Annotated in this window: 23 protein-coding genes; all 23 read right to left on the bottom strand. The window is 60.9% G+C overall.

Annotated features, from left to right (window positions below; all coding sequences use genetic code 11):
- Nucleotides 1-75: 75 nt before the first annotated feature.
- A complete protein-coding gene (locus ACT53S_RS08110; protein WP_113379419.1) occupies nt 76-765 on the bottom strand; it encodes an ABC transporter ATP-binding protein in 690 nt (229 codons plus the stop codon).
- Nucleotides 766-779: 14 nt separating this feature from the next.
- Nucleotides 780-2,087 carry a lipoprotein-releasing ABC transporter permease subunit gene (locus ACT53S_RS08105; RefSeq protein ID WP_476066545.1) on the bottom strand — a complete coding sequence of 436 codons (1,308 nt, stop codon included), beginning with the start codon at nt 2,085-2,087 and terminating at the stop codon, nt 780-782.
- Between the two features lie 48 nt (nt 2,088-2,135).
- Nucleotides 2,136-3,458 carry a proline--tRNA ligase gene (gene proS / locus ACT53S_RS08100; RefSeq protein WP_113379420.1) on the bottom strand — a complete coding sequence of 441 codons (1,323 nt, stop codon included), beginning with the start codon at nt 3,456-3,458 and terminating at the stop codon, nt 2,136-2,138.
- A gap of 524 nt (nt 3,459-3,982) precedes the next feature.
- On the bottom strand, nt 3,983-4,258 hold the full coding sequence (locus ACT53S_RS08095; RefSeq protein WP_113379400.1) for a DUF1467 family protein: 276 nt from the start codon (nt 4,256-4,258) through the stop codon (nt 3,983-3,985).
- Nucleotides 4,259-4,405: 147 nt separating this feature from the next.
- Nucleotides 4,406-4,810: a methylmalonyl-CoA epimerase gene (gene mce / locus ACT53S_RS08090; protein ID WP_476066544.1), complete on the bottom strand. Its 405-nt coding sequence runs from the start codon at nt 4,808-4,810 to the stop codon at nt 4,406-4,408.
- 66 nt (nt 4,811-4,876) lie between these two features.
- Complete coding sequence (locus ACT53S_RS08085) at nt 4,877-6,544, bottom strand: ribonuclease J (RefSeq protein WP_113379402.1); 1,668 nt, start codon at nt 6,542-6,544, stop codon at nt 4,877-4,879.
- A gap of 19 nt (nt 6,545-6,563) precedes the next feature.
- Nucleotides 6,564-7,328 (bottom strand): biotin--[acetyl-CoA-carboxylase] ligase, encoded by a 765-nt coding sequence (locus ACT53S_RS08080; protein ID WP_476066543.1) that lies wholly within the window; start codon nt 7,326-7,328, stop codon nt 6,564-6,566.
- On the bottom strand, nt 7,325-8,770 hold the full coding sequence (nuoN, locus tag ACT53S_RS08075; RefSeq protein WP_113379404.1) for an NADH-quinone oxidoreductase subunit NuoN: 1,446 nt from the start codon (nt 8,768-8,770) through the stop codon (nt 7,325-7,327). The genes ACT53S_RS08080 and nuoN overlap by 4 nt, the downstream gene beginning before the upstream one ends.
- A gap of 18 nt (nt 8,771-8,788) precedes the next feature.
- Nucleotides 8,789-10,300, bottom strand: a complete 1,512-nt coding sequence (locus tag ACT53S_RS08070) for an NADH-quinone oxidoreductase subunit M (RefSeq protein WP_142069525.1) — start codon at nt 10,298-10,300, stop codon at nt 8,789-8,791.
- Nucleotides 10,300-12,297 carry an NADH-quinone oxidoreductase subunit L gene (gene nuoL / locus ACT53S_RS08065; RefSeq protein WP_113379406.1) on the bottom strand — a complete coding sequence of 666 codons (1,998 nt, stop codon included), beginning with the start codon at nt 12,295-12,297 and terminating at the stop codon, nt 10,300-10,302. Before nuoL ends, ACT53S_RS08070 begins: the two co-directional genes overlap by 1 nt.
- Before the next feature lie 7 nt (nt 12,298-12,304).
- Entirely contained in the window at nt 12,305-12,613 is a 309-nt protein-coding gene (nuoK, locus tag ACT53S_RS08060; protein ID WP_476066542.1) for an NADH-quinone oxidoreductase subunit NuoK, read from the bottom strand.
- 29 nt (nt 12,614-12,642) lie between these two features.
- Nucleotides 12,643-13,257 (bottom strand): NADH-quinone oxidoreductase subunit J, encoded by a 615-nt coding sequence (locus tag ACT53S_RS08055; protein ID WP_113379407.1) that lies wholly within the window; start codon nt 13,255-13,257, stop codon nt 12,643-12,645.
- 145 nt (nt 13,258-13,402) lie between these two features.
- Complete coding sequence (nuoI, locus tag ACT53S_RS08050) at nt 13,403-13,894, bottom strand: NADH-quinone oxidoreductase subunit NuoI (RefSeq protein WP_110793355.1); 492 nt, start codon at nt 13,892-13,894, stop codon at nt 13,403-13,405.
- Between the two features lie 39 nt (nt 13,895-13,933).
- Nucleotides 13,934-14,977 (bottom strand): NADH-quinone oxidoreductase subunit NuoH, encoded by a 1,044-nt coding sequence (gene nuoH, locus ACT53S_RS08045; protein ID WP_142069529.1) that lies wholly within the window; start codon nt 14,975-14,977, stop codon nt 13,934-13,936.
- 12 nt (nt 14,978-14,989) lie between these two features.
- Nucleotides 14,990-17,071 (bottom strand): NADH-quinone oxidoreductase subunit NuoG, encoded by a 2,082-nt coding sequence (gene nuoG / locus ACT53S_RS08040; RefSeq protein ID WP_476066541.1) that lies wholly within the window; start codon nt 17,069-17,071, stop codon nt 14,990-14,992.
- Nucleotides 17,072-17,213: 142 nt separating this feature from the next.
- Complete coding sequence (locus ACT53S_RS08035; protein ID WP_476066540.1) at nt 17,214-17,960, bottom strand: 5' DNA nuclease; 747 nt, start codon at nt 17,958-17,960, stop codon at nt 17,214-17,216.
- A gap of 12 nt (nt 17,961-17,972) precedes the next feature.
- The gene (gene nuoF / locus ACT53S_RS08030) at nt 17,973-19,277 is read right to left on the bottom strand and encodes an NADH-quinone oxidoreductase subunit NuoF (protein WP_113379411.1); all 1,305 of its coding nucleotides are present in this window, start codon (nt 19,275-19,277) and stop codon (nt 17,973-17,975) included.
- 11 nt (nt 19,278-19,288) lie between these two features.
- A complete protein-coding gene (nuoE, locus tag ACT53S_RS08025; protein ID WP_476066539.1) occupies nt 19,289-20,413 on the bottom strand; it encodes an NADH-quinone oxidoreductase subunit NuoE in 1,125 nt (374 codons plus the stop codon).
- 18 nt (nt 20,414-20,431) lie between these two features.
- A complete protein-coding gene (locus tag ACT53S_RS08020; RefSeq protein ID WP_113379413.1) occupies nt 20,432-20,677 on the bottom strand; it encodes a hypothetical protein in 246 nt (81 codons plus the stop codon).
- Nucleotides 20,677-21,867 (bottom strand): NADH-quinone oxidoreductase subunit D, encoded by a 1,191-nt coding sequence (locus ACT53S_RS08015; RefSeq protein WP_142069541.1) that lies wholly within the window; start codon nt 21,865-21,867, stop codon nt 20,677-20,679. The genes ACT53S_RS08020 and ACT53S_RS08015 overlap by 1 nt, the downstream gene beginning before the upstream one ends.
- Nucleotides 21,868-21,884: 17 nt before the next feature.
- Nucleotides 21,885-22,487 carry an NADH-quinone oxidoreductase subunit C gene (locus ACT53S_RS08010; protein WP_298462408.1) on the bottom strand — a complete coding sequence of 201 codons (603 nt, stop codon included), beginning with the start codon at nt 22,485-22,487 and terminating at the stop codon, nt 21,885-21,887.
- An 18-nt stretch (nt 22,488-22,505) separates the two neighbouring features.
- Nucleotides 22,506-23,087 carry a NuoB/complex I 20 kDa subunit family protein gene (locus ACT53S_RS08005; RefSeq protein ID WP_054150616.1) on the bottom strand — a complete coding sequence of 194 codons (582 nt, stop codon included), beginning with the start codon at nt 23,085-23,087 and terminating at the stop codon, nt 22,506-22,508.
- On the bottom strand, nt 23,078-23,443 hold the full coding sequence (locus ACT53S_RS08000) for an NADH-quinone oxidoreductase subunit A (protein WP_113379421.1): 366 nt from the start codon (nt 23,441-23,443) through the stop codon (nt 23,078-23,080). The genes ACT53S_RS08005 and ACT53S_RS08000 overlap by 10 nt, the downstream gene beginning before the upstream one ends.
- Between the last annotated feature and the right edge of the window lie 237 nt (nt 23,444-23,680).

Below are 23,680 nucleotides of genomic sequence, written 5' to 3'. Positions count from 1 at the left end.
CAACCCTAAAAAAGCCAGCATTCGCGCGGGAACAAAATCCCCGCTCGCACAATCAGAACGAATGATGAAAGAGGTTCAGGCCTGGATTTCGACGATCTTGCCGTCCACGAGAGTCACGCAGCGGTCCATCCGCCGGGCGATTTCGTGATTATGCGTGGCGATCATCGCGGAAAGCCCTGATTGGCGCACAAGGGCTTCCAGGGCAGAAAAGACATAGGACGCGGTCTCCGGATCGAGGTTGCCGGTCGGTTCGTCGGCCAGCAAAACGAGCGGCGCGTTGGCAACGGCCCGGGCGATTGCCACGCGCTGCTGTTCGCCGCCGGAGAGTTCGGCCGGCCGATGGTCGGCGCGGTGGCCCACACGCATGTAGTCGAGAAGCTGCTTTGCGCGCTCCGCGGCTTCCTTCCGGGTGAGACCCGCGATCAGTTGCGGCATCATCACGTTCTCAAGCGCGGAGAATTCCGGCAGCAGATGATGAAACTGATAGACGAAGCCGACCGAGTTGCGCCGGATCGCCGTGCGCTGCTCATCCGGGAGCTCCTGACAGGCGACGCCGCCGAGCGTGACTTCACCACCATCCGGATGCTCGAGGAGCCCGGCGACATGCAGAAGCGTCGACTTGCCCGTGCCGGAGGGCGCGACCAGCGCGACCGTCTCCCCGGCCCGCAGTGTAAAATCCGCCCCCTTCAAGATCGAGAGCAGGGTCTCGCCCTGACCATAATGGCGGTCGATGCCGGCGAGAGACAGAACGATGTCGTTGGCCATCGGGATCGGCATCCTTATTCGTAACGCAGGGCCTGGACCGGATCCAGGCGCGAAGCCCGCCAGGCCGGGAAAATGGTCGCCATGAAGGAGAGGCTGAGCGCCATGACCACGACGGAAACGGTCTCACTCACGTTCATCTCAGCGGGCAGCTGGCTGAGGAAATAGAGTTCGGGATCGAACAACACCGTACCGGAAACCCAGGAGAAGAACTGGCGGATGCTCTCGATGTTGAGACAGACCACGATGCCAAGCACGACGCCGGCAAAGGTGCCGGCCGTTCCGATTGCGGCGCCCGTCATGAAAAAGATGCGCATGATGGCACCGGAGGTCGCCCCCATGGTGCGAAGGATGGCAATATCGCTCGCCTTGTCCTTCACCAGCATGATCAGGCCGGAAATGATGTTAAGCGCGGCAACGAGCACGATCAGCGTCAGGATCATGAACATGACGTTGCGCTCGACCTGCAGGGCCGAGAAGAAGGTCTGGTTGCGCTGGCGCCAATCGGTGACGAAGATCTGTCGGCCGGCGGCCTGCTCGATCAGCGGCCGCAAACGGTCGACGTCATCCGGATTGTCGATGAAGAGTTCGATCGACTGAACGATACCCTCGACATTGAAATAGAGCTGCGCCTCTTCGAGCGGCATATAGATGATCGAGGCGTCATATTCCGACATGCCGATCTCAAAAATGCCGGACACCGGATAGGACTTGACCCGCGGATTGACGCCGAGCGGCGTGATGTCGCCTTCCGGCGAGACGAGCGTGATCGTGTCGCCGGCCGAAAGACCAAGCTGGGCCGCCATGCGAGAGCCGATCAGTACGCCCTGCCCTGCGGCAAAGCCCACCATGTCGCCCTGCCGAATGTTGGAAGAGACCACGGACAGCTTGGTCAGGTCATCGGGGCGGATGCCCCGCACCAGTGCGCCGGTTCCGGCACCTTCCCGACCAGAGGCCAGCGTCTGCCCCTCGACGAGCGGCAGCGCCATTTTCACCCCGGCGACCCCGCTGAACCGCGTCGCAAGATCGGCATAATCGTTGAGCGGCTGGTCGACAGGCTGCACGATCATGTGGCCGTTGATGCCGAGAATGCGGGAGACGAGTTCCGTTCGGAACCCGTTCATGACAGCCATCACGATGATGAGGGTCGCGACCCCCAACATGATGCCGATGAAGGAGAAACCGGCAATCACGGAGATGAAGGCTTCCTTGCGCCGGGCGCGCAGGTAGCGCCAGGCCACCATGCGCTCGAATCCTGAAAAGGCGCGCGCAGGCGAGCCCTTTCCGGATCCTGCCGTCTCGTTGCCAGCAGCCTTGCTCGCCATGCTCACTCCTTGCCTTCAGATCAGTCCGACAGCGTCACGCTGCCAAGGTCAGGCGGTCAACTTGTTGATCGCCGCCTCGATCGTCATCGTCTCGCGGGCGCCGGTGCGGCGGTCCTTGAGTTCGATTTCGCCCGATGCCACGGAGCGCGGCCCGGCGATGATCTGGACGGGAACGCCGATCAGATCGGCGGTCGCGAACTTCGTGCCTGCCCGGTCGTCCGTGTCGTCGTAGAGCACGTCCTTGCCGGCGGCCTGCAGCGCTGCGTAGAGCGTTTCGCATGCCGTGTCGCAGGCCTCGTCGCCGGCCTTCATGTTGATCACCACGGCATCGAAGGGCGCGACCGAGGCCGGCCAGATGATTCCGTTCTCGTCATGCGAGGCTTCGATGATGGCGGGAACAAGGCGTGTCGGGCCGATGCCATAGGAACCCATGTGGACAAGGTGCTCCTTGCCGTCGGGACCCTGGACCTTGGCGCCCATCGGCTCGGAATATTTCGTGCCGAAATAGAAGATGTGACCGACTTCGATGCCGCGGGCGGACAGGCGGTCGTTTTCGCCGATGGCGCCGAAGGCTGCCTCGTCGTGCATTTCAGACGTCGCGGCATAGACGGAGGTCCACTTGTCGAAGATCGTCTGCAGGCCGGCAACGTCATCAAAATCGGTATCAACCGAGGGGATGTCGAAGTCGACGAAGCTCTTGTGGCAGAAGACTTCCGATTCGCCGGTGTCGGCCAGAATGATGAACTCGTGGCTGTGATTGCCGCCGATCGGGCCGGTATCGGCGCGCATCGGGATGGCGCGCAGGCCGAGACGGTCGAAGGTACGCAGGTATGCGACGAACATCTTGTTGTAGGAGTGGATCGCATCGGCCTGGGTCAGGTCGAAGGAATAGGCGTCCTTCATCAGGAATTCGCGCGAACGCATGGTGCCGAAGCGCGGACGGATCTCGTCACGGAACTTCAGCTGGATGTGGTAGAGGTTGAGCGGCAGGCTCTTGTAGGACTTGACCGACGAGCGGAAGATGTCGGTGATCATTTCCTCGTTGGTCGGGCCGTAGAGCATCGGACGGTCCTGACGGTCCTTGATGCGCAGCATTTCCTTGCCGTAATCTTCGTAACGACCGCTTTCCTGCCAGAGCTCGGCCGACTGCAGTGTCGGCATGGAAAGCTCGATGGCGCCGGCGCGGTTCTGCTCCTCACGGATGATCGCGTTGACCTTGTCGAGCACACGCTTGCCGAGCGGCAGCCAGGAATAGATGCCCTGGCTCTGCTGGCGGATCATGCCCGTCCGCAGCATCAGGCGGTGGGACACGATTTCCGCTTCCTTGGGGTTTTCCTTGAGGATCGGCATGAAGTAGCGCGACAGACGCATAACGAATTCCAGACGGTTGACGACGCCGCGCATCCGCGCGGAATCAGCGATTGAAGACGGATATCAGGAAGCGTTCATAGCCGTTTGGTCTTCAGAAGAAAACCCGCAAGCCAGAGACTGCCCGCTCCCCCACAGACATGCGTGTATGAACCGCGTGTGGGGCACCAACCCGGCCCTTTCGAATTTTCGTGACGAAGATGCGACAGATTTGCACGCCCAAAATTTTTCCGGTCACTGTAACAATTCTGCAAGATTTGGGGGTGACAACGTCCATAGTTTGGGCTAGGTTCAGCCTACAAAAGAGGCAAGGAGTTCAAATCTTTGCCAATCTCGCGGTCAAGTCTTGGGAGGATCAGATCTTAGGCGCGCTTCGTCGCAGCCCCTTAATTGGTGAAGGATCACGCGAAGCTTCGAACAAGGTCTTTTGACCTTGTTTTTTTTTGCCCTGTTGAGGGCGATGCGACCGATCCGGCACAAATCAGGCCTGCAGCTGGAGAATGTCTCGATCTGGGCCCTGCCCTGGATCACTGTTCGGCAAGGCCTGGAACCAGAACCGGCAGATCCTTGAAACTCCAGCCGAAATAGGTTTCGGCGATGTACCATACCCCGTAGATGACAGCCGAGACGATCGTCGTCGTGAGGAAGATTCGCAAGGCGCGAAAACGGGCTGGCGCGCTCGCAACCGTGCCCGGAACGACATTCTGCTCTTCGTCCTGCGTGCGCAGCCCTATTGGCAGCACGGCAAAAAGCGTCAGCCACCAGATCACGAAGTACACCGCCAGTCCTGACAGGATCGCCATTTTCTCGCTCCAGACATCGTGGGCCCCGATATCGGCACCGCACCCGCGCTCTCTATAATGGTGGAGGGCTGCTGGCACAAAGGCAAAAGCGTCGCAGCCCTGCTCTGCCTGCGATCAACAAGAATTCATCGGCTCTTGAAACGGCGTTCAGACCTGCTCGAGTTCGATCAGTGTGCCGAAGAAGTCCTTCGGATGCAGGAAGAGAACCGGTTTGCCATGCGCTCCGATTTTCGGCTCTCCCGAACCGAGGACACGGGCGCCGGAGGCCGAGAGCTGGTCGCGTGCGGCGATTATGTCCTCTACCTCGTAGCAGATGTGGTGCATGCCACCCGCCGGGTTCTTCTCGAGGAAGGTCGCGATCGGCGAGCTTTCGCCGAGCGGTTCCAGCAGCTCGACCTTCGTGTTCTCAAGCTCAACGAAGACGACCGTTACACCATGTTCGGGCAGCGGCTGCGCCTGCGAAACCTTTGCACCCAGCCTGTCCCGATAGCTCGCGGTCGCGGCAGCGAGGTCGGGAACGGCGATGGCGATGTGGTTGACACGGCCCAGCATAAACTACCTCCGGCATGAATTCGACGGGTCGGTCGCCAGACTATGCGAGAGATCGCCCGCCGTCTGTCAGACTTTGGTCAGGAAGACCGTGACCACGGGTTTCTTGCCCCAGACTTCATTCGCTGTGGACCGGACAGCGCGGCGAATGGATTCCCGCACCGTCTCCAGATCCTTGCGGCGGCTGCGCGGAATGCTTTCGACCGCTCCGAGGACAGCGTCATAAAGCGTGTCCTCCATCGCCTCCCCTTCGAAATCGTATTCGGGCAGACCGACGGGCACCACATCGGGATCACCAAGGAAGTCAAAGCGGCTGTCGAGCACGACATTGACCGCGACATGGCCGACATAGGACAGCTTCTTGCGGTCGGAAATCCCCATTTCCTCAAGATCGCCGAGAAGGCGGCCGTCCTTGTAGACGCGCCCGAAAGGCGCCTGATCGATGACTTCAGCGGGGCCTGGCGCCAGCCGCAGGATATCGCCGTTGCGGACGCGCGGCACGGTCTTGATGCCGGCCTGGAGGCCGAGTTCCGTCTGTGCCACGAGATGGGCGGCCTCACCATGGACCGGGACGAGGATCTCCGGACGGGTCCACTCGTACATCTTCAAAAGTTCGTTGCGACGCGGGTGGCCGGACACATGAACCAGCGCTTCCGCGTCGGTGACGATGTGTACGCCCTGCTCCACCAAACCGTTCTTGATATCCTGGATCGCCTTTTCATTGCCGGGGATGGCACGCGAGGAGAAGACCACCGTATCGCCCTTGGTCAAGGCGACGTTGCGCATTTCGTCGCGGGAGAGCTTGGCAAGCGCTGCCCGTGGCTCGCCCTGGCTACCGGTCAGGATCACGACGACCTTGTCGCGTGGAATGAAACCATACTCATCTTCGGCGATAAAGGGTTTCAGGCCCTGCATGATGCCGATATCGTCGGCCACGGCCGTGACGCGCTTCAGCGAACTGCCAAGGAGCAGAACCTCGCGGCCTGCGGCTTCCGCCGCCTGGGCGATCGAGCGAATGCGGCCGACATTGGAGGAAAAGGTCGTAATCGCGACACGGCCTTCAGCAGCTTCGATGATCTTGCGCAGGCCTTCGGAGACCTCTTCTTCGGAGGGCGAGACGCCGTCGCGGAGCGCATTGGTGCTGTCGCAGAGAAGCGCCAGCACGCCCTCATCGCCAACGGCGCGGAACCGCGCCTCATCCGTCAGTGGTCCGAGTGACGGATTGTGATCGATCTTCCAGTCACCGGTGTGCACCACGTTGCCGAGCGGCGTGCGGATGACGAGCGACATGGGTTCGGGGATCGAGTGATTGACGCCGATCGCTTCAATCTCGAAGGGGCCGACATTGATGCGGTCGCCCTGCTTGAAGGGCGTGATCGGGATTTCAGCGCGCGAGCCTTCGTAATCCCGCTTTGCTTCCAGCATGCCGGCAGTAAAGGCCGATGCATAGACCGGCACGTTGAGCCCCGGCCACAGATCGTTCAGGGCGCCGTAATGGTCCTCGTGCGCATGGGTGATGATGATGCCCTTGAGGTTCTTCTTCTGCGATTTCAGGAAGCGCAGGTCTGGCAGAACGAGATCCACGCCGGGAAGATCAAGACCGGCAAAGGTCACACCGCAATCGACCATGATCCACTGGCGATTGGACGGCGGACCATAACCGTACAATGCGAGGTTCATTCCGATTTCCCCCACGCCACCCAGCGGCAGGAAAACCAGTTCGTCGTTCTTGGCCATTCGTTCTTTCCGTTCCGTCCTACCCGAAAAACACATCACCTGCGGCGATGGACAGGGTCCCATCCGCAGCGTCGAGCAATAGAAGTCCCTTATCATCAATTCCAGAAAAGATACCCGAAATCGAACGATCCGGCAGGTTCACCGTGATTTTCTCGCCGATCCCGCAGGCGACCCGTCGCCAGCGGCGGACGATTTCCGCAATTCCCCTACCCTGGTCCCAGACCCCGAGCACTTCTGCCATCTCCGCATAGAGATGGGCAAAGAGCTCTTGCGGTGATGTCGCCGCGCCTTGATCGGCTAGCGATGTCACCGGGTAGAGGGCCAGATCCGGGCGGGCCTTGATGTTGATGCCGATGCCGATGGCTAGCGCCATGCGGCCATCCGTCAGGCGTTCGGCCTCTATCAATATCCCCGACGTCTTCTTGCGCCCGATCAGAACGTCATTCGGCCACTTAATCTCGACCGCCTCGCTTCCGGCCGGAAGGGCCGTCTGGATAGCGGCATGCACAGCGAGAGCCACGGCAAGCGGCAGGGAGCCGAGCACTTCCGTCGGCGCAAAATCGATCAGGAGCAGTGTCGAATAAAGATTGCCCCGTTCCGACACCCATTCACGACCCCGGCGACCGCGCCCTCCCGTCTGGCGCCCGGCGGTGACCCATAAAAAACCGGCATCGCCCGCGCGAGCGCGGGCGAATGCTTCCGTATTCGTGGACGACACTTCGTCGAGGGCTTCGTGCCGGAAATCATCAATTGAGATCCGGCGCGTTCTTCCGAGGCTCGTCAATTAAACAACGTCTTTGCAGCAGCCTCTGCAGCGGTGCCGAGCGGACCACCAAAGAGGACATAACCGACCACGAAGAGACCCGAGAGACCGAAAACCAGGCGCAGTTCGACGGCGGTGCGCGCAAATTCGCCCTTAGCCTCGTCAAACCACATGACCTTCACGATGCGCAGATAGTAATAGGCACCGATGACCGAAGCGACGACGCCGATGATGGCCAGCGCGTAAAGCTTGGCTTCGATCGCCGCCACGAAGACGAAGTACTTGGCGAAGAAGCCGGCCAGCGGCGGAATACCGGCGAGCGAGAACATCAGCGCAGTCAATACGAAGGCCATGAAGGGACGCGTGGTCGAAAGGCCGGCGAGATCATCAATGTTCTCGACATTGCCGCCTTCCTTCTGGCGCATGGCCATGATGCAGGCGAAGGTGCCGAGCGTCATCACCAGATAGATCATCATGTAGAGCAGGACGCCGGCAACACCGGTGTCATTGCCGGCGGCGAGGCCGACCAGCGCGTAACCCATGTGACCGATGGAGGAATAAGCCATCAGTCGCTTGATGTTCTTCTGGCCAATGGCGGCGACAGAACCGAGCACCATCGAGGCAATCGAGATGAAGACCACGATCTGCTGCCATTCGGCGAAGATCGGCAGGAAGGCATCAATGACGATGCGGACCAGGATCGCCATGGCACCGACCTTCGGGGCAGCCGCCAGGAAGGCGGTGACGGGGGTCGGCGCACCTTCGTAGACGTCGGGCGTCCACATATGGAACGGCACAGCGGAAATCTTGAAGGCGAGGCCCGCGAGCACGAAGACGAGGCCGAAGATCAGGCCAAGACCAGGCTCACCCTGCGAGAGAACCGCTGCGATTTGCTCGAAGCCGGTGTTGCCCGTGAAGCCGTAGACGAGAGACATGCCGTAGAGCAGCATGCCCGACGAGAGAGCGCCGAGCACGAAGTACTTGAGGCCGGCTTCCGTCGAGCGCAGGCTGTCGCGGTTGATGGCGGCGACGACGTAGAGAGCGAGGGACTGGAGTTCCAGCGCCATGTAGAGCGTGATCAGGTTGTTGGCCGAGATCATCAGCATGACGCCGAGAGTTGCGAGCACCAGCAGAACCGGGAACTCGAACTTGTCGAGATGGTCGTAGCGCGCGTGGCCGACAGCCATGATCATCGCCGTAATCGAGCCGATCAAAGCGAGGATCTTCATGAAGCGGGAATAGCCATCGGCGATGTAAGCGCCGTTGAAGGCCTGACCCGAGGGATCCGAAAAGATCAGCCATGCGCCCGAGAAGACGAGCAGTGCAACCGCGAGGCCCGTGACGACGTTGGTCGACCGATCGCCGGAAAACACACCGATCATGAGCAGCACCATGGCGCCCACGGCCAGGATCAGTTCCGGCGTGACCAGATGCAGGCTTGCAATGAGAGTTTCAACGGTCATGTCCAAAGGATCCTGTCGTCAGTTCGCAGTCAGCGCCAGAGACTGGGCTGCTTGCAAGGCTGCGGAATAGTTGTTCACCAGGTGATCGACGGATGCAGCCGTCGCGTCGAGGATCGGCGCGGGGTAGACACCGAAGAAGATGGTGAGGGCAATCAGCGGGTAGAGCACGAGCTTTTCGCGGGCGGAAAGGTCGAGCAGGCTCTTCAGGCTTTCCTTTTCCAGTGCGCCGAAGACGACGCGGCGATAGAGCCACAGCGCATAGGCGGCCGAGAGAATGACGCCGGTCGCGGCAAACAGAGCCACCCAGGTGTTGGCGCGGAAGACGCCGATCAGGGTGAGGAATTCGCCGATGAAGCCAGACGTGCCCGGCAGGCCGACATTGGCCATGGTGAAGACCATGAAGGCCAGCGCATATTTCGGCATGTTGTTGACGAGGCCGCCATAGGCCGCGATGTCGCGGGTATGGAGACGGTCATAGATCACGCCGACGCAGAGGAAGAGCGCGCCGGAGACGAAGCCGTGGCTGATCATCTGGAAGATCGCACCCTGCACGCCCTGCGTATTGGCGGCGAAGATACCCATGGTGACGTAACCCATATGGGCGATCGACGAGTAGGCGATCAGCTTCTTGATGTCTTCCTGCATCATAGCGACCAGCGAGGTGTAGATGATGGCGATGACCGACAGCGAAAAGACGAAGGGCGCGAAGTAGTCGGAAGCCAGCGGGAACATCGGGAGCGAGAAGCGCAGGAAGCCGTAGCCACCGAGCTTCAGGAGGATACCCGCCAGAATGACGGAACCCGCTGTCGGCGCCTGGACGTGTGCGTCCGGGAGCCAGGTGTGGACGGGCCACATCGGCATCTTCACCGCAAAGGAGGCGAAGAAGGCCAGCCATAGCCAGGTCTGCATCTGCGGCGGGAAGTTGTACTGCAGCAGAGCCGCAATGTCGGTCGTGCCAGCTTCCCAGTACATCGCCATGATGGCGAGCAACATCAGCACCGAGCCGAGCAGCGTGTAGAGGAAGAACTTGTAGGAGGCGTAGACGCGATCCTTGCCACCCCAGACGCCGATGATGATGAACATCGGAATGAGGCCGGCTTCAAAGAAGACGTAGAAGAGCACGATGTCGAGCGAGACGAAGACGCCGAGCATCAGGGTCTCGAGGACGAGGAAGGCGATCATGTATTCCTTCAGCCGCTTCTCGACCGAATACCAGCTCGCGAGAATGCAGAAGGGCATGAGCAGCGTGGTCAGGACCACGAAGAGCACCGAGATGCCGTCCACACCGACGCGATAGGAAATGCCGGTCCCAAGCCAGGCGTGCTCTTCAACCATCTGGAAGCCGACATTGGAATTGTCGAAGTTCATCCAGACGAAGAGCGACACGACGAAGGTGAAGACCGTCGTCAGCAGCGAGACATTGAGGATGTTGCGGCGGCCGAGAGAAGTGTCACCACGGGTCAGCAGAAGCAGAGCGACGCCAACCAGAGGCAGGAAGGTGACCGTCGAGAGAATGGGCCAATCGGTCATCAGAAGGAGCTCCCGAGCATCATCCAGGTAACAAGGGCCGCGATACCGATCAGCATCGCGAAGGCATAATGGTAGAGGTAACCCGACTGCAGGCGCACGACCTTCTGGGTCAGGCCGCCGACGGCAGAGGCAACACCGTTCGGGCCATAGGCGTCGATGGTGGCGACGTCGCCCTTCTTCCACAGGAAGCGACCGAGCGCCTTGGCCGAGCGGACGAAGAGGAAGTCATAGATTTCGTCGAAGTACCACTTGTTGAGCAGGAACTGGTAGAGAAGCCACTGGCTCTCGGCCAACTTCTTCGGCGCCGACGGGTTCTTGATATACATGTACCAGGCAGTGACGAAGCCGACGACCATGGCGACGAAGGGGCTCAAAGCGACCCAAGCCGGTACGTGGTGGAATTCTTCCAGCAGTTCGTTTTCCGGCAGCGTGAAGAGCGCGGCCTTCCAGAACTCGGCATAGTGGTGGCCGTAGAAGTAGCCTTCGAAGACGACACCGGCAAAGACGGCGCCGATCGCCAGCAGGAAGAGCGGCAGCAGCATCACCATTGGCGATTCATGCACATGATGCATCACGTCTGCGGAAGCGCGCGGCTTGCCGAAGAAGGTGAGGAACATCAGGCGCCACGAGTAGAAGCTCGTGAACAGCGCCGCGATGACCAGCATCGAGAAGGCAAAGCCCGAGACAGCCGAATGCGAGGCATAAGTTGCTTCGATGATCACGTCCTTGGAGAAGAAACCGGCAAAGCCGAAGGAGGTGAACGGGATGCCGACGCCGGTGATGGCGAGCGTGCCGAGCAGCATCATGCGGAAGGTCCACTTGATGTGCGGACGCAGACCGCCCATGTGGCGCATGTCCTGCTCGCCATCGACGGCATGGATGACCGAGCCGGCGCACAAGAACAGCAGAGCCTTGAAGAAGGCGTGCGTGAAGAGGTGGAAGATGGCCGCGCCATAAGCGCCGACGCCGAGGGCCACGAACATATAGCCGAGCTGCGAACAGGTCGAATAGGCGATTACGCGCTTGATGTCGTTCTGAACCAGACCGACGGTTGCTGCGAAGAAGGCCGTGATCGCGCCGACGACGGTCACGACGGTGAGCGCATCATGCGACAGTTCGAACAGGGGCGACATGCGGGCAACGAGGAAGACGCCGGCGGTAACCATGGTCGCGGCATGGATCAGAGCCGAAACCGGGGTCGGGCCTTCCATAGCGTCCGGCAGCCAGGTGTGCAGCAGGAACTGCGCCGACTTGCCCATGGCGCCCATGAACAGCAGCAGGCAGGCGCCGGTCAGCGCATGGCTGCGGTCGAGCTGCATGCCGAAGAGGTTCAAGACAACTTCCGGCGAGCCTGCGCCTTCAGCCGGCAGATAGGACTGGGCGGAGGCGAAGATCGTCTCGAAGTTGATCGAGCCGAACATCACGAAGACTGCGCCGATACCGAGGATGAAGCCGAAGTCGCCGACGCGGTTGACGATGAAGGCCTTCATGGCAGCAGCCGATGCCGAGGGCTTCTTGAACCAGAAGCCGATCAGCAGATACGAGGCCAGACCAACGCCTTCCCAGCCGAAGAACATCTGCAGCAGGTTGTCCGAGGTCACCAGCATCAGCATGGCGAAGGTGAAGAGCGAGAGATAGGCGAAGAAGCGCGGCCGATGCGGATCGTGATGCATGTAGCCGATCGAATAGAGGTGAACCAGGCACGAGACCGAGTTCACGACGATCAGCATGACGGCCGTCAGCGTATCGACACGCAGCGCCCATTCGACGTCGATGCCGCCGGACTGGATCCAGCGCAGGACCGGAACCTTGATGACTTCATGCGCTTCATGGCTGAGCGCCACCTGGAAGAACACGACCCAGGAGAGAAGCGCCACGACGATCATCAGACCGGTGGTCACGTATTCCGATGCCTTGGCGCCGATCTGGCGTCCAGCGAGGCCGGCAATCAGCGCGCCAAGCAGAGGAAGAAAGACAATAGCCTTGTAGATGAGCATAGCCGTGTCAGCCCTTCATCATGTTGACGTCTTCGACGGCGATGGAGCCGCGATTACGATAGAAGACCACGAGGATCGCGAGACCGATCGCTGCCTCTGCTGCCGCAACCGTCAGAATGAACAGGGCAAAGACCTGTCCGACGAGGTCGCCGAGGAAATGCGAGAAGGCGATCATGTTGATGTTGACCGCGAGCAGGATCAGTTCGACCGACATCAGGATGACGATGACGTTCTTGCGGTTCACGAAGATGCCGAAGACGCCAAGAGTGAAGAGCAGTGCACTGACCGTCAGGTAGTGGGAAAGACCGATTTCCATGATTTACGTTCCTTGACCTCGTGCTCGCTTCAGATGCCCTGGCCGGACTTGACCTTGACCACCTTGACGGCAGTCTCGGGCGTGCGGGCGACCTGAGCGGAAATATCCTGGCGCTTGATGTTGGTGCGGTGACGCAGCGTCAGCACGATCGCGCCGATCATGGCGACGAACAGGACGAGGCCCGCGATCTGGAAGAAGAAGACATAATCCGTGTAGAGCACGTCACCCAGCGCCTGGGTGTTCTGGCGCTCGGCGATTGCCGGGATCGGCTGGGTAATGGCCAGCTTGGCCTCCGGGCTGATCGCACTGCCGCCAATGACGACAATCAGCTCGATGGCGACAATCAGACCGATCAGCGCTGCGATCGGTGCGTGTTTGGCCGCTCCCGCGCGCAGTTCGGTGAAGTCGATGTCGAGCATCATCACGACGAAGAGGAACAGAACCGCCACGGCGCCCACATAGACGACGAGAAGGATCATCGCGAGGAATTCAGCACCCGTGAGGAGCAGAAGGCCCGATGCGTTGATAAAGGTCAAAATCAGGAACAGGACCGAATGGACCGGGTTCCGTGCCGAAATCACCATGAAGGCCGAAGCCACGGCGATAAAGGCGAAGAGATAGAAAAAGAGAGCCTGAAGACCCATGGTGGTGCCTTTTCATCTTCCCCCGGACGTGGGCCCTGCCCCGTCGCCCGATAAGGCATGGCCGGTATCCCCACCGGCATGCCCGTTACAAAACTTCAATTGTCCTGGCGGGGTTGATTGCCCGCCAGAACGTGATCCGGAGGGATCAGCGATACGGTGCGTCCATCGCGATGTTGCGCGCGATTTCGCGTTCCCAGCGGTCGCCGTTGTCCAGCAGCCGTGCCTTGTCGAAATAGAGCTCTTCGCGGGTCTCGGTGGCGAACTCGAAGTTCGGTCCCTCGACGATCGCGTCGACCGGGCAGGCTTCCTGGCAGAAACCGCAATAGATGCACTTCACCATGTCGATGTCGTAACGCACCGTGCGGCGGGTGCCGTCATTGCGGCGCGGGCCGGCCTCGATGGTGATGGCCTGGGCAGGACAGATCGCTTCGCAGAGCTTGCAAGCGATGCAACGCTCCTCGCCGTTCGGATAGCGGCGCAGCGCGTGTTCGCCACGGAAGCGCGGCGAAACCGGCCCCTTCTCGAACGGATAGTTGATCGTGGCCTTCTGCTTGAAGAAGTAGCGCATCGACAGGAAAAACGCGCCGACAAACTCCTTCAGGAAGAGCGAATTGATAGCCTGGGTCAGAGCAGCCATCTTGTTCTCCTAATCAGCCGAACATCCGGGTGGGCATGATCATGCCCAACCCATCAGCTTCAGCACGAATGCAGTGATGACGACCATGGCGAGCGACAGCGGAAGGAAGACCTTCCAGCCGAGACGCATCAGCTGGTCATAGCGGTAGCGCGGAACGAAGGCCTTCACCATGGCGAACATGAAGAAGACGAAGCCGGCCTTGAGCAGGAACCAGATGATCCCCGGCACCCAGTTCAGGATCGCGATATCAACCGGCGGGAGCCAGCCTCCGAGGAAGAGGATGGTGGTGAGCGAGCACATCAGAACGATGGCCGCATATTCGCCCAGCATGAACATCATGTAGGGCGTCGAGCCATACTCGACCATGAAGCCGGCGACGAGTTCGGATTCCGCCTCCGGCAGGTCGAAGGGCGGACGGTTGGTTTCCGCCAATGCCGAGATGAAGAAGATCACGAACATCGGGAAGAGCGCCAGCCAGTGCCAGTCAAGGAAAGAGGCCGGCAGGCCGAGACGCGTGCCCAGACCATCGGTCTGCGCCATGACGATATCCGACAGGTTCAGCGAACCGACGCAGAGCAAAACGGTGACGATGATGAAGCCCATCGAGACTTCATAGGACACCATCTGCGCGGCAGAGCGCAGCGCGCCGAGGAAGGGATACTTCGAGTTCGAAGCCCAGCCACCCATGATGATGCCGTAGACTTCCAGCGACGACACGGCGAAGACGAAAAGGATGCCGACATTGATGTTGGCGATCACCCACCCGGAATTCACCGGGATCACGGCCCAGGTGGCGAGCGCCAGCGTCACGGCGACAAGCGGCGCCAAAAGGAAGACGCCCTTGTTGGCGCCAGCCGGAATGACCGGCTCCTTGAACACGAACTTCAGTAGGTCGGCGAAGGACTGGAACAGACCCCAAGGGCCGACGACGTTCGGGCCGCGGCGCAGCTGGACGGCTGCCCAGATCTTGCGGTCCGCCAGGAGGATATAAGCGATGAAAACCAGAAGGCAGACGAGCAGAAGCAGCGACTGGCCGACAATGATGGCCGCAGGCCATACATAGGTGGAAACGAAATTGTCCATGGTCCCCTGCCCTTACTCTGCCGCAGCCTTGAAATTGTTGCGGGCCAATGCCGAGCACTCGGCCATGACGGCCGAAGCGCGTGCGATCGGGTTCGTCAAATAGAAGTCTTTGACCGGCGACGCAAACACAGACTTGCCCATCTTCCCGGGTTTTTTCGCCAGTGCAGCAATGTCAGCCACTGCACCCGGTGCAACCTCGTCGATCTCAGCGAAATGCGGGTAGGCTTCGTAAAGCTTAGCACGCAGTTGCGACAGCGAATCGAAGGGCAGCTTCTTGCCGAGCACGTCAGAGAGGGCACGCAGGATCGCCCAGTCTTCGCGGGCCTCGCCCGGCGCGAAGCCGGCGCGGTTGCCCATCTGGACGCGGCCTTCGGTGTTGACCCAGGTGCCGGACTTCTCAGTGTAAGTCGCGCCCGGCAGGATGACGTCGGCATGGTGTGCGCCGTTGTCGCCATGGCTGCCGATATAGACGACGCACTTGGCGGTCTTGGCCGAGAAGTCGAGTTCATCGGCGCCAAGCAGGAAGACGACGTCGAGCGACGACAACATCTGGCCGGCAGCGACCGCACCTTCGCCCGGCACGAAGCCGAGATCGAGCGCGCCGACACGGGCGGCTGCGGTGTGCAGCACAGCGAAACCGTTCCACTCGTCGGAGATCGCGCCGACGTCGGCTGCGAGCTTGGCGGCGTTTGCCAGCACTGTCTTGCCTTCGGTGCCGGTCAGAGCGCCCTGACCGATGATGATCAGCGGGTTCTTCGCGGCCTTCAGCGTTTCGGCGAAGTTGTTCTTGCCGGAAACGAGGTCGGACAGGGTTTCGGTGCCAGCACCGAGATATTCATAGGGGTAACGCAGTTCGCCACCTTCGCCGATCACGCCGATCGGCAGGCCGCCACGGCGCCAGCGCTTGCGAATGCGGGCGTTCAACACGGCTGCTTCGTAGCGCGGGTTGGCGCCGACGATCAGGATTGCGTCAGCAGCTTCAATGCCTTCGATGCCGGCGTTGAAGAGATAGGTCGAGCGACCGAGCGACGGATCAAGTGCCGTCCCATCCTGGCGACAGTCGGTATTCGCAGACCCCAGAGCGTTGACCAGCGACTTCAGCGCGAAGATTTCTTCGACAGAAGCGAGGTCACCGGCGACGGCGCCGATCTTGTCGGCAGAGGTCGAGGAAACAGCCGACTTGATGGCGGCAAAAGCTTCCGCCCAGCTGGCGGGCTGCAGGCGGCCGTCCTTCTTGACGTAGGGGCGGTCAAGACGCTGGGTCTTCAGGCCATCCCAGACGAAGCGGCTCTTGTCGGAGATCCACTCTTCGTTGATCTGCTCGTTGACGCGCGGCATGATGCGCATGACTTCGCGACCACGGGTATCGACGCGGATGGCCGAACCGAGTGCGTCCATGACGTCGATCGATTCGGTCTTGTTCAGTTCCCAAGGACGGGCGGTGAAGGCGAAGGGCTTGGAGGTCAGCGCGCCGACCGGGCAGAGGTCGACGACATTGCCCTGGAGCTCAGACGTCATTGCCTGCTCGAGATAGGTCGTGATCTCGGCGTCTTCGCCACGGCCGATCAGGCCGAGTTCGGCAATGCCGGCGACTTCGGTGGTGAAGCGGACGCAGCGCGTGCAGTGAATGCAGCGGTTCATCACGGTCTTGACCAGTGGGCCAATATACTTGTCTTCGACGGCGCGCTTGTTTTCGGTGTAGCGCGACGAGTCGATACCGAAGGCCATGGCCTGGTCCTGCAGATCGCATTCGCCGCCCTGGTCGCAGATCGGGCAATCCAGCGGGTGGTTGATCAGCAGGAATTCCATCACGCCTTCGCGGGCCTTCTTGACCATCGGCGTGTTGGTGAAGACTTCCGGCAGTTCGCCGTTCGGGCCGCCACGGATGTCGCGCACGCCCATGGCGCAGGAGGCTGCCGGCTTCGGCGGGCCACCCTTCACCTCGACAAGGCACATGCGGCAATTGCCGGCGACCGACAGCCGCTCATGGAAACAAAACCGCGGAACCTCGGCGCCAGCTTCCTCACACGCCTGCAACAGCGTGAAATGATCCGGAACCTCGATCTCTTTGCCGTCGATCTTCAGCTTAGCCATATTCGCCTTCCTGCCTCACGCTTCCGCGCATCCTGCCGTGGCATTCCTGCCGCGACTGACAGCGCTCGTCCGCACCGGATGAACGCTGCCGGTTTTATCCCTCAAGCCCGGCGCATCGCCCCCGCGCGGCCGGACCATAGTCTCACTTTCGTGACCGAGCCTTGCCGCCCGCCAACCGGCGCGCCTGGCCTGCCCAGTCGTCTCGCAGCACGCGGCCGTCGAGACCCAATTCCTTGTCCAGCGCGACAAGCGCCGTCTCTTCCATCTCAGCCAGATCCTGGAAGCGGGTGATCCCCCTGCCCTTCAGGACCTGTTCGACCTTCGGCCCGATGCCATCGATCCTCTTCAGATCGTCGGCCTTGCCGGAAGCCTTCTTCGGCTTCGGTGCCGCAGCGGCAACCTCGACCTTGGGTTCAAGCTTCGCCTTCACCTTCGGTGCCGCCGCCGGCTTTTCCACCGTCCTGGCCTTCGGTGCCGCTTTCGGCTTTACAGCCTTGGCGACCGCCGGTTTTGCCGGGGTTGCAGCCTTGGCCTTGACCTGCGGCGCCGCCGGCTTTTCCGCCTTCCCCTTCGCCGGGGCCGGCACGGGTTCAACCTTCACGACCGGCGCCTCGGCCTTGACCTCGGGTTCGGCTGCCGGCTTGGCCTCCGCCGCCTTCCGTTCCTCTTCCAGCTGGCGCGCGATCTGGCCCGTCAAATCCATGGCGCCCTGGATGGAGCCGAGGAAGAGCTTGCTCATCTGCGCCGCCATGCCGAAGCCGAAGGCGGTGGCGGCGGCCATGACAGCCGCCGGGTTGGTCATCAGGTCGTCGAGGCCTTCGGAGGCGCGAGCGTCGGAAGCCGGTTCGTCCGGCCCCTTCTTCCCGCCCTTGTCCGAAGAGCTCGTCATACCCTTTGTCCCTTACTCTGCCGCTTCCATGACCACCCCATGGGCGATCGCGTTGCGGGTGTACTGGTCGATGCGCTTTTCCATCTCGGGACGGAAATGCTTGATCAGGCCCTGGATCGGCCATGCGGCGGCGTCACCGAGCGCACAGATCGTGTGGCCCTCGACCTGCTTCGTCACCTGGAAGAGCATATCGATTTCACGCTTCTGGGCATTGCCCTTCACCATGCGTTCCATCACGCGCATCATCCAGCCCGTGCCTTCACGGCACGGCGTGCACTGGCCGCAGCTCTCGTGCTTGTAGAAGGCCGAGAGGCGCCAGATCGCCTTCACGATGTCGGTCGACTTGTCCATGACGATGACAGCGGCGGTGCCGAGGCCGGAGCCCAGCTCGCGCAGACCGTCATAATCCATGATGGCGTCCTTCATCTGGGCGCCCGGTACGCAAGGTACCGACGAGCCGCCCGGGATGACGGCGAGCAGGTTGTCCCAGCCGCCGCGAATACCGCCACAGTGCTTTTCGATCAGCTCCTGGAAGGTGATCGACATGGCTTCTTCGACCGTGCACGGCTTGTTGACGTGACCGGAGATCGAAAACAGCTTGGTGCCGGCATTGTTCGGGCGGCCGAAGCTCGAATACCAGGCCGCACCGCGACGCAGGATGGTCGGGGCAACAGCGATCGACTCGACGTTGTTGACGGTCGTCGGGCAGCCATAGAGACCCATGTTGGCCGGGAATGGCGGCTTCAGACGCGGCTGGCCCTTCTTGCCCTCGAGGCTTTCGAGAAGGGCTGTTTCTTCACCGCAGATATAAGCGCCAGCGCCGTGATGGACGACGATGTCGATATCGTAGCCGAGCTTGTTGTTCTTGCCGAGCAGACCGTAGTCATAGCACTCGTCGATCGCGGCCTGCAGGGCTTCGCGCTCGCGCATGAACTCGCCGCGGACATAGATGAAGGCATGATGCGCGCCCATGGCGAAGGAGGCGATGACGCAGCCTTCGATCAGGGTGTGCGGATCATGGCGCATGATCTCGCGGTCCTTGCAGGTGCCGGGTTCCGACTCATCCGCATTGACGACGAGGTAGTGCGGACGGCCATCCGATTCCTTCGGCATGAAGGACCACTTGAGACCGGTGGGGAAGCCTGCGCCGCCGCGACCGCGAAGGCCGGAGGCCTTCATCTCGTTGATGATCCAGTCCCGGCCCTTTTCGAGGATTTGCTTGGTGCCATCCCAGTGGCCGCGCGACATCGCGCCCTTCAGGGACTTGTCCTTGAGGCCGTAGATATTGGTAAAGATGCGATCCTGATCTCTCAACATAACCTAACCTCTCAGCGCGGCTTCTTGCCGAAGACCTTGATGTATTCCGCTTCGCCACCCTTGGCGAGCGCCTTGGCCTGCTTGACCCAGTCGTCCCGCTCGATGCGGCCGGAGAACTTGAGATAGGTGTCCACCCACTCGCGCTCCGCCTTCTTCCACTTGGCGATCTGCTCAAACTTGTAGATACCGAGGCCGTTCAGCGTCGCTTCGATCTTCGGACCGACGCCGGAAATCATCTTCAGATCGTCGGGCGTTTCCGGGCGCTCAATACCGGCAGGACGGTTCTTCTCGTCCATGACCGGAGCGGGTGCTGCTACGGCAGCCTTTTCGACCGGACGGGCCGTATCGGCATTGTCGCCCTTCTGCTTGACGTTTTCGGCGGCTGCCTTCTTGGCAGTTGCGGGCGTCTTCAGGGTCTTGTCCGTTTCCGGCGCATCGGTCACAGGCTTCGCGGCATTCGCCGGCGGGACCGAGGCTTCTTCCGTCTTTGCCGGAGCCGGCGTGTCGCTAAAGCGGATCGGCTGGATGTCATCGGTGAGCGTCGTCGGGCCACCGACAGGTGCCGAGAAGATGCGATCGACCTGCGGACCCGGCTTGATGTCAGCGCCGCGGCCAGCGGAGAAGCGATCAATGATGTGCTCGAGCTGCGTCGGCGTCAGGTCTTCATAGGCATCCTTGAAGATCATCACCATCGGCGCATTGACGCAGGCGCCCTGACACTCGACCTCTTCCCAGGACAAAGTACCCTCGGCATTGCGCTCGAAGGGCTCGGGATGGATCTTCGACTTGCAGACATGGATCAGGTCTTCCGCGCCGCGCAGCATGCAGGGCGTGGTGCCGCAGACCTGAATATGGGCGCGGGTTCCGACCGGCTTCAGCTGGAACTGGGTGTAGAAGGTCGCGACTTCGAGCACGCGGATATAGGGCATGTCGAGCTTTTCAGCGATATACTCGATCGCAGCCTTGGTGACCCAGCCTTCCTGCTCCTGCGCCCGCATCAAAAGCGGAATGACTGCCGATTGCTGGCGGCCCGCCGGATATTTGCGGATGGTGGCTTCAGCCCAGGTCGCGTTCTCCGGGTTGAAGGAGAATGCTGCGGGCTGGAATTGCTCTTCGGCTAGTCGACGAACGGACATACTTCCTCACGCCTTGTCTCAGTTTATGGAACCACACCGCGTATTCGTCACATTGGCGAATTCGCAGGCATAGGCCGAATTGTCTTTCTGAAGGAATACGAAGAGCTTCGAGCCGGTCCAGGACGAAGACTTGATTTCATATCCCTGCTCGATGAGCTTGGCCATCGATACAGTTGCCTTGGTTGCAACGACATCGCTTTCCTGCGCCGCCACGGAGGTGACGGCAGCGAGACAGAGCAGTGTTGCGACGACGGCTTTCAGCATCAGCGGTCAACTTCTCCGAACACGATGTCGAGCGAGCCGAGGACGGCCGAGACGTCGGCCAGCTGGTGGCCGCGGCACAGGAAATCCATGGCCTGCAGATGTGCATAACCCGGAGCGCGGATCTTGCAGCGGTAAGGCTTGTTGGTGCCGTCGGAGACGAGGAAGACGCCGAACTCGCCCTTGGGGGCTTCAACGGCGGCATAAACCTCACCGGCGGGCACGTGATAGCCTTCGGTGTAGAGCTTGAAGTGGTGGATGAGCCCTTCCATCGAACGCTTCATCTCGCCGCGCTTCGGCGGCACGACCTTGCCGTCCAGCGACGAGACCGGGCCGGTCTTGGCGTCGCCCAGCAGGCGATTCACGCACTGCTTCATGATCTTCACCGACTCGCGCATTTCGAACATGCGGATCAGGTAACGGTCGTAGCAGTCGCCGTTCTTGCCGACCATGATGTCGAAGTCGAGATCGGCATAACATTCGTAAGGCTGCGACTTGCGCAGGTCCCAGGCAGCGCCGGAACCGCGGACCATGACGCCGGAGAAGCCCCAGGCCCAGCAATCATCGAGGCTAACGACGCCGATATCGACGTTGCGCTGCTTGAAGATACGATTGCCGGTCAGAAGGTCGTCGATGTCGTCGAGCTTTTCCGGGAACTGGTCGCACCACTTGCCGATATCCTCGACGAGCTGGTGCGGCAGATCCTGATGGATGCCGCCCGGACGGAAATAGGCAGAGTGCATGCGGGCGCCGGATGCGCGCTCGTAGAACACCATCAGCTTTTCGCGCTCTTCGAAGCCCCAGAGCGGCGGCGTCAGTGCACCGACGTCCATGGCCTGGGTCGTCACGTTCAGAAGATGCGAGAGGATACGGCCGATTTCCGAATAGAGGACGCGGATCAGCTGACCACGGATCGGGATCTGAATGTCGAGAAGCTTTTCGACGGCCAGCGAATAGGCATGTTCCTGGTTCATCGGCGCGACATAGTCGAGACGATCGAAATAGGGCAGCGCCTGCAGATAGGTCTTGCTCTCGATCAGCTTCTCGGTGCCGCGATGCAGCAGGCCGATATGCGGATCGACGCGCTCGACGATTTCGCCGTCAAGCTCGAGAACAAGGCGGAGAACGCCGTGCGCCGCAGGGTGCTGCGGGCCGAAGTTGATGTTGAAGTTGCGGACGTTGTGTTCAGTCATGGTCCCTGCCCTTCCCCTCACTTCGCCGCTTTTTCATCGCCGGGCAGCACGTAGTCCGTGCCTTCCCAGGGCGAGAGGAAGTCGAAATTGCGGAATTCCTGCTTCAGCTCAACCGGCTCATACACAACGCGCTTGGCCGAGTCGTCGTAGCGAACTTCGACGAAACCGGTCGTCGGGAAGTCCTTGCGCAGCGGGTGCCCCTCGAAACCGTAGTCGGTGAGAATGCGGCGCAGGTCCGGGTGATCGGTGAACAGGATGCCGTACATGTCCCAGGCTTCGCGCTCGAACCAGTCGGCGCCGGGGAAAACCTGACAGGCCGAGGGGACCGGCTTGAACTCGCCGGTCGCGACCTTGATGCGGATGCGCAAATTCTGGCGCGGCGACAACAGGTGGTAAACCACGTCGAAACGGTCTTCGCGCTTCGGGTAGTCCACGCCGCAGATGTCGATCAGGTTGACGAAGCCGCACTGGACGTCGTCGCGCAAGAAGGTCAACAGCGGGATCAGGTTTTCCGACTTCGCCGTCAGCGTCAGTTCTCCGAAGCGGATCTCGCTCGACGCGATCAACGCACCACGGACCTCTGCGAGGTAGGAAGCGAGCTCGTTCAGGGCTTCACTCATGTTATCAGTCCCTTCGCCTTACCGCTCGATCGTGCCCGTGCGCCGGATCTTCTTCTGCAGGAGCATCACGCCGTAAAGCAGAGCTTCTGCCGTGGGGGGACAGCCCGGCACGTAGATATCGACCGGCACGACGCGATCGCAGCCGCGCACGACGGAATAGGAATAATGGTAGTAGCCGCCGCCATTGGCGCAGGAGCCCATCGAAATGACATAACGCGGCTCCGGCATCTGGTCATAGACCTTGCGGAGCGCGGGCGCCATCTTGTTGGTCAGCGTGCCGGCGACGATCATGACGTCGGACTGTCGTGGGCTCGCGCGCGGCGCAAAACCGAAGCGCTCGGCGTCGTAGCGCGGCATCGACAGCTGCATCATTTCAACGGCACAGCAGGCCAGACCAAAGGTCATCCACATCAGCGAGCCGGTGCGGGCCCAGTTGATCAGCTCGTCGGTCGAGGTGACCAGGAAACCCTTGTCGGCGAGTTCGTTGTTGATCTCGCCGAAGAAACGGTCATCGGCGCCGATCGGCTTGCCGGTGTTGGGATCGATGATGCCCTTCGCCTGCGGCGCGATCATCGTCGTATCGGACTGGATCACTCCCATTCGAGCGCCCCCTTCTTCCATTCATAGATAAAGCCGACGGTGAGAACACCGAGGAACACCATCATCGACCAGAAACCAAACCAGCCGACCTCGCTGAACGATACAGCCCAGGGGAACAGGAAGGCGACCTCGAGGTCGAAGATGATGAAGAGAATCGACACCAGATAGAAGCGGATGTCGAACTTCATGCGCGCATCGTCGAAGGCGTTGAAGCCGCACTCATAGGCCGACAGCTTCTCGGAATCGGGCGCCTTGTAAGCAACGGCGAAAGGCGCCACGAGAAGCGCGATGCCGATAACAAGGGAAATACCGATAAAGATGGCGATCGGAAGGTAGGAACCGAGCAGTTCAGTCATCATATCACCCTGCTTGTCCCGAATGCCGTGGAAGCATTTAGCGCTAAGCGGACAAGCCGAAAGAGAGTTGCAACGAGCCGTGGTTAGCGCAGGCGGACAGTCAGCGCAAGTCCAACGGAAGGCTTTTCACCCGATACCCAAGCGCACCTTACCAGCGGGTAAAAAGCCTGTCTTGTGCAAACCGCATCGCAGCGCACAAAGATCGATACAAGTTATCATTGATGGAAAGAAATGGCG

It is taken from the genome of Allorhizobium sp. DMC15, assembly GCF_056314065.1.
Note: the sequence above shows the minus strand (reverse complement) of the source record. Positions and strands in the feature narration are given on the sequence as shown.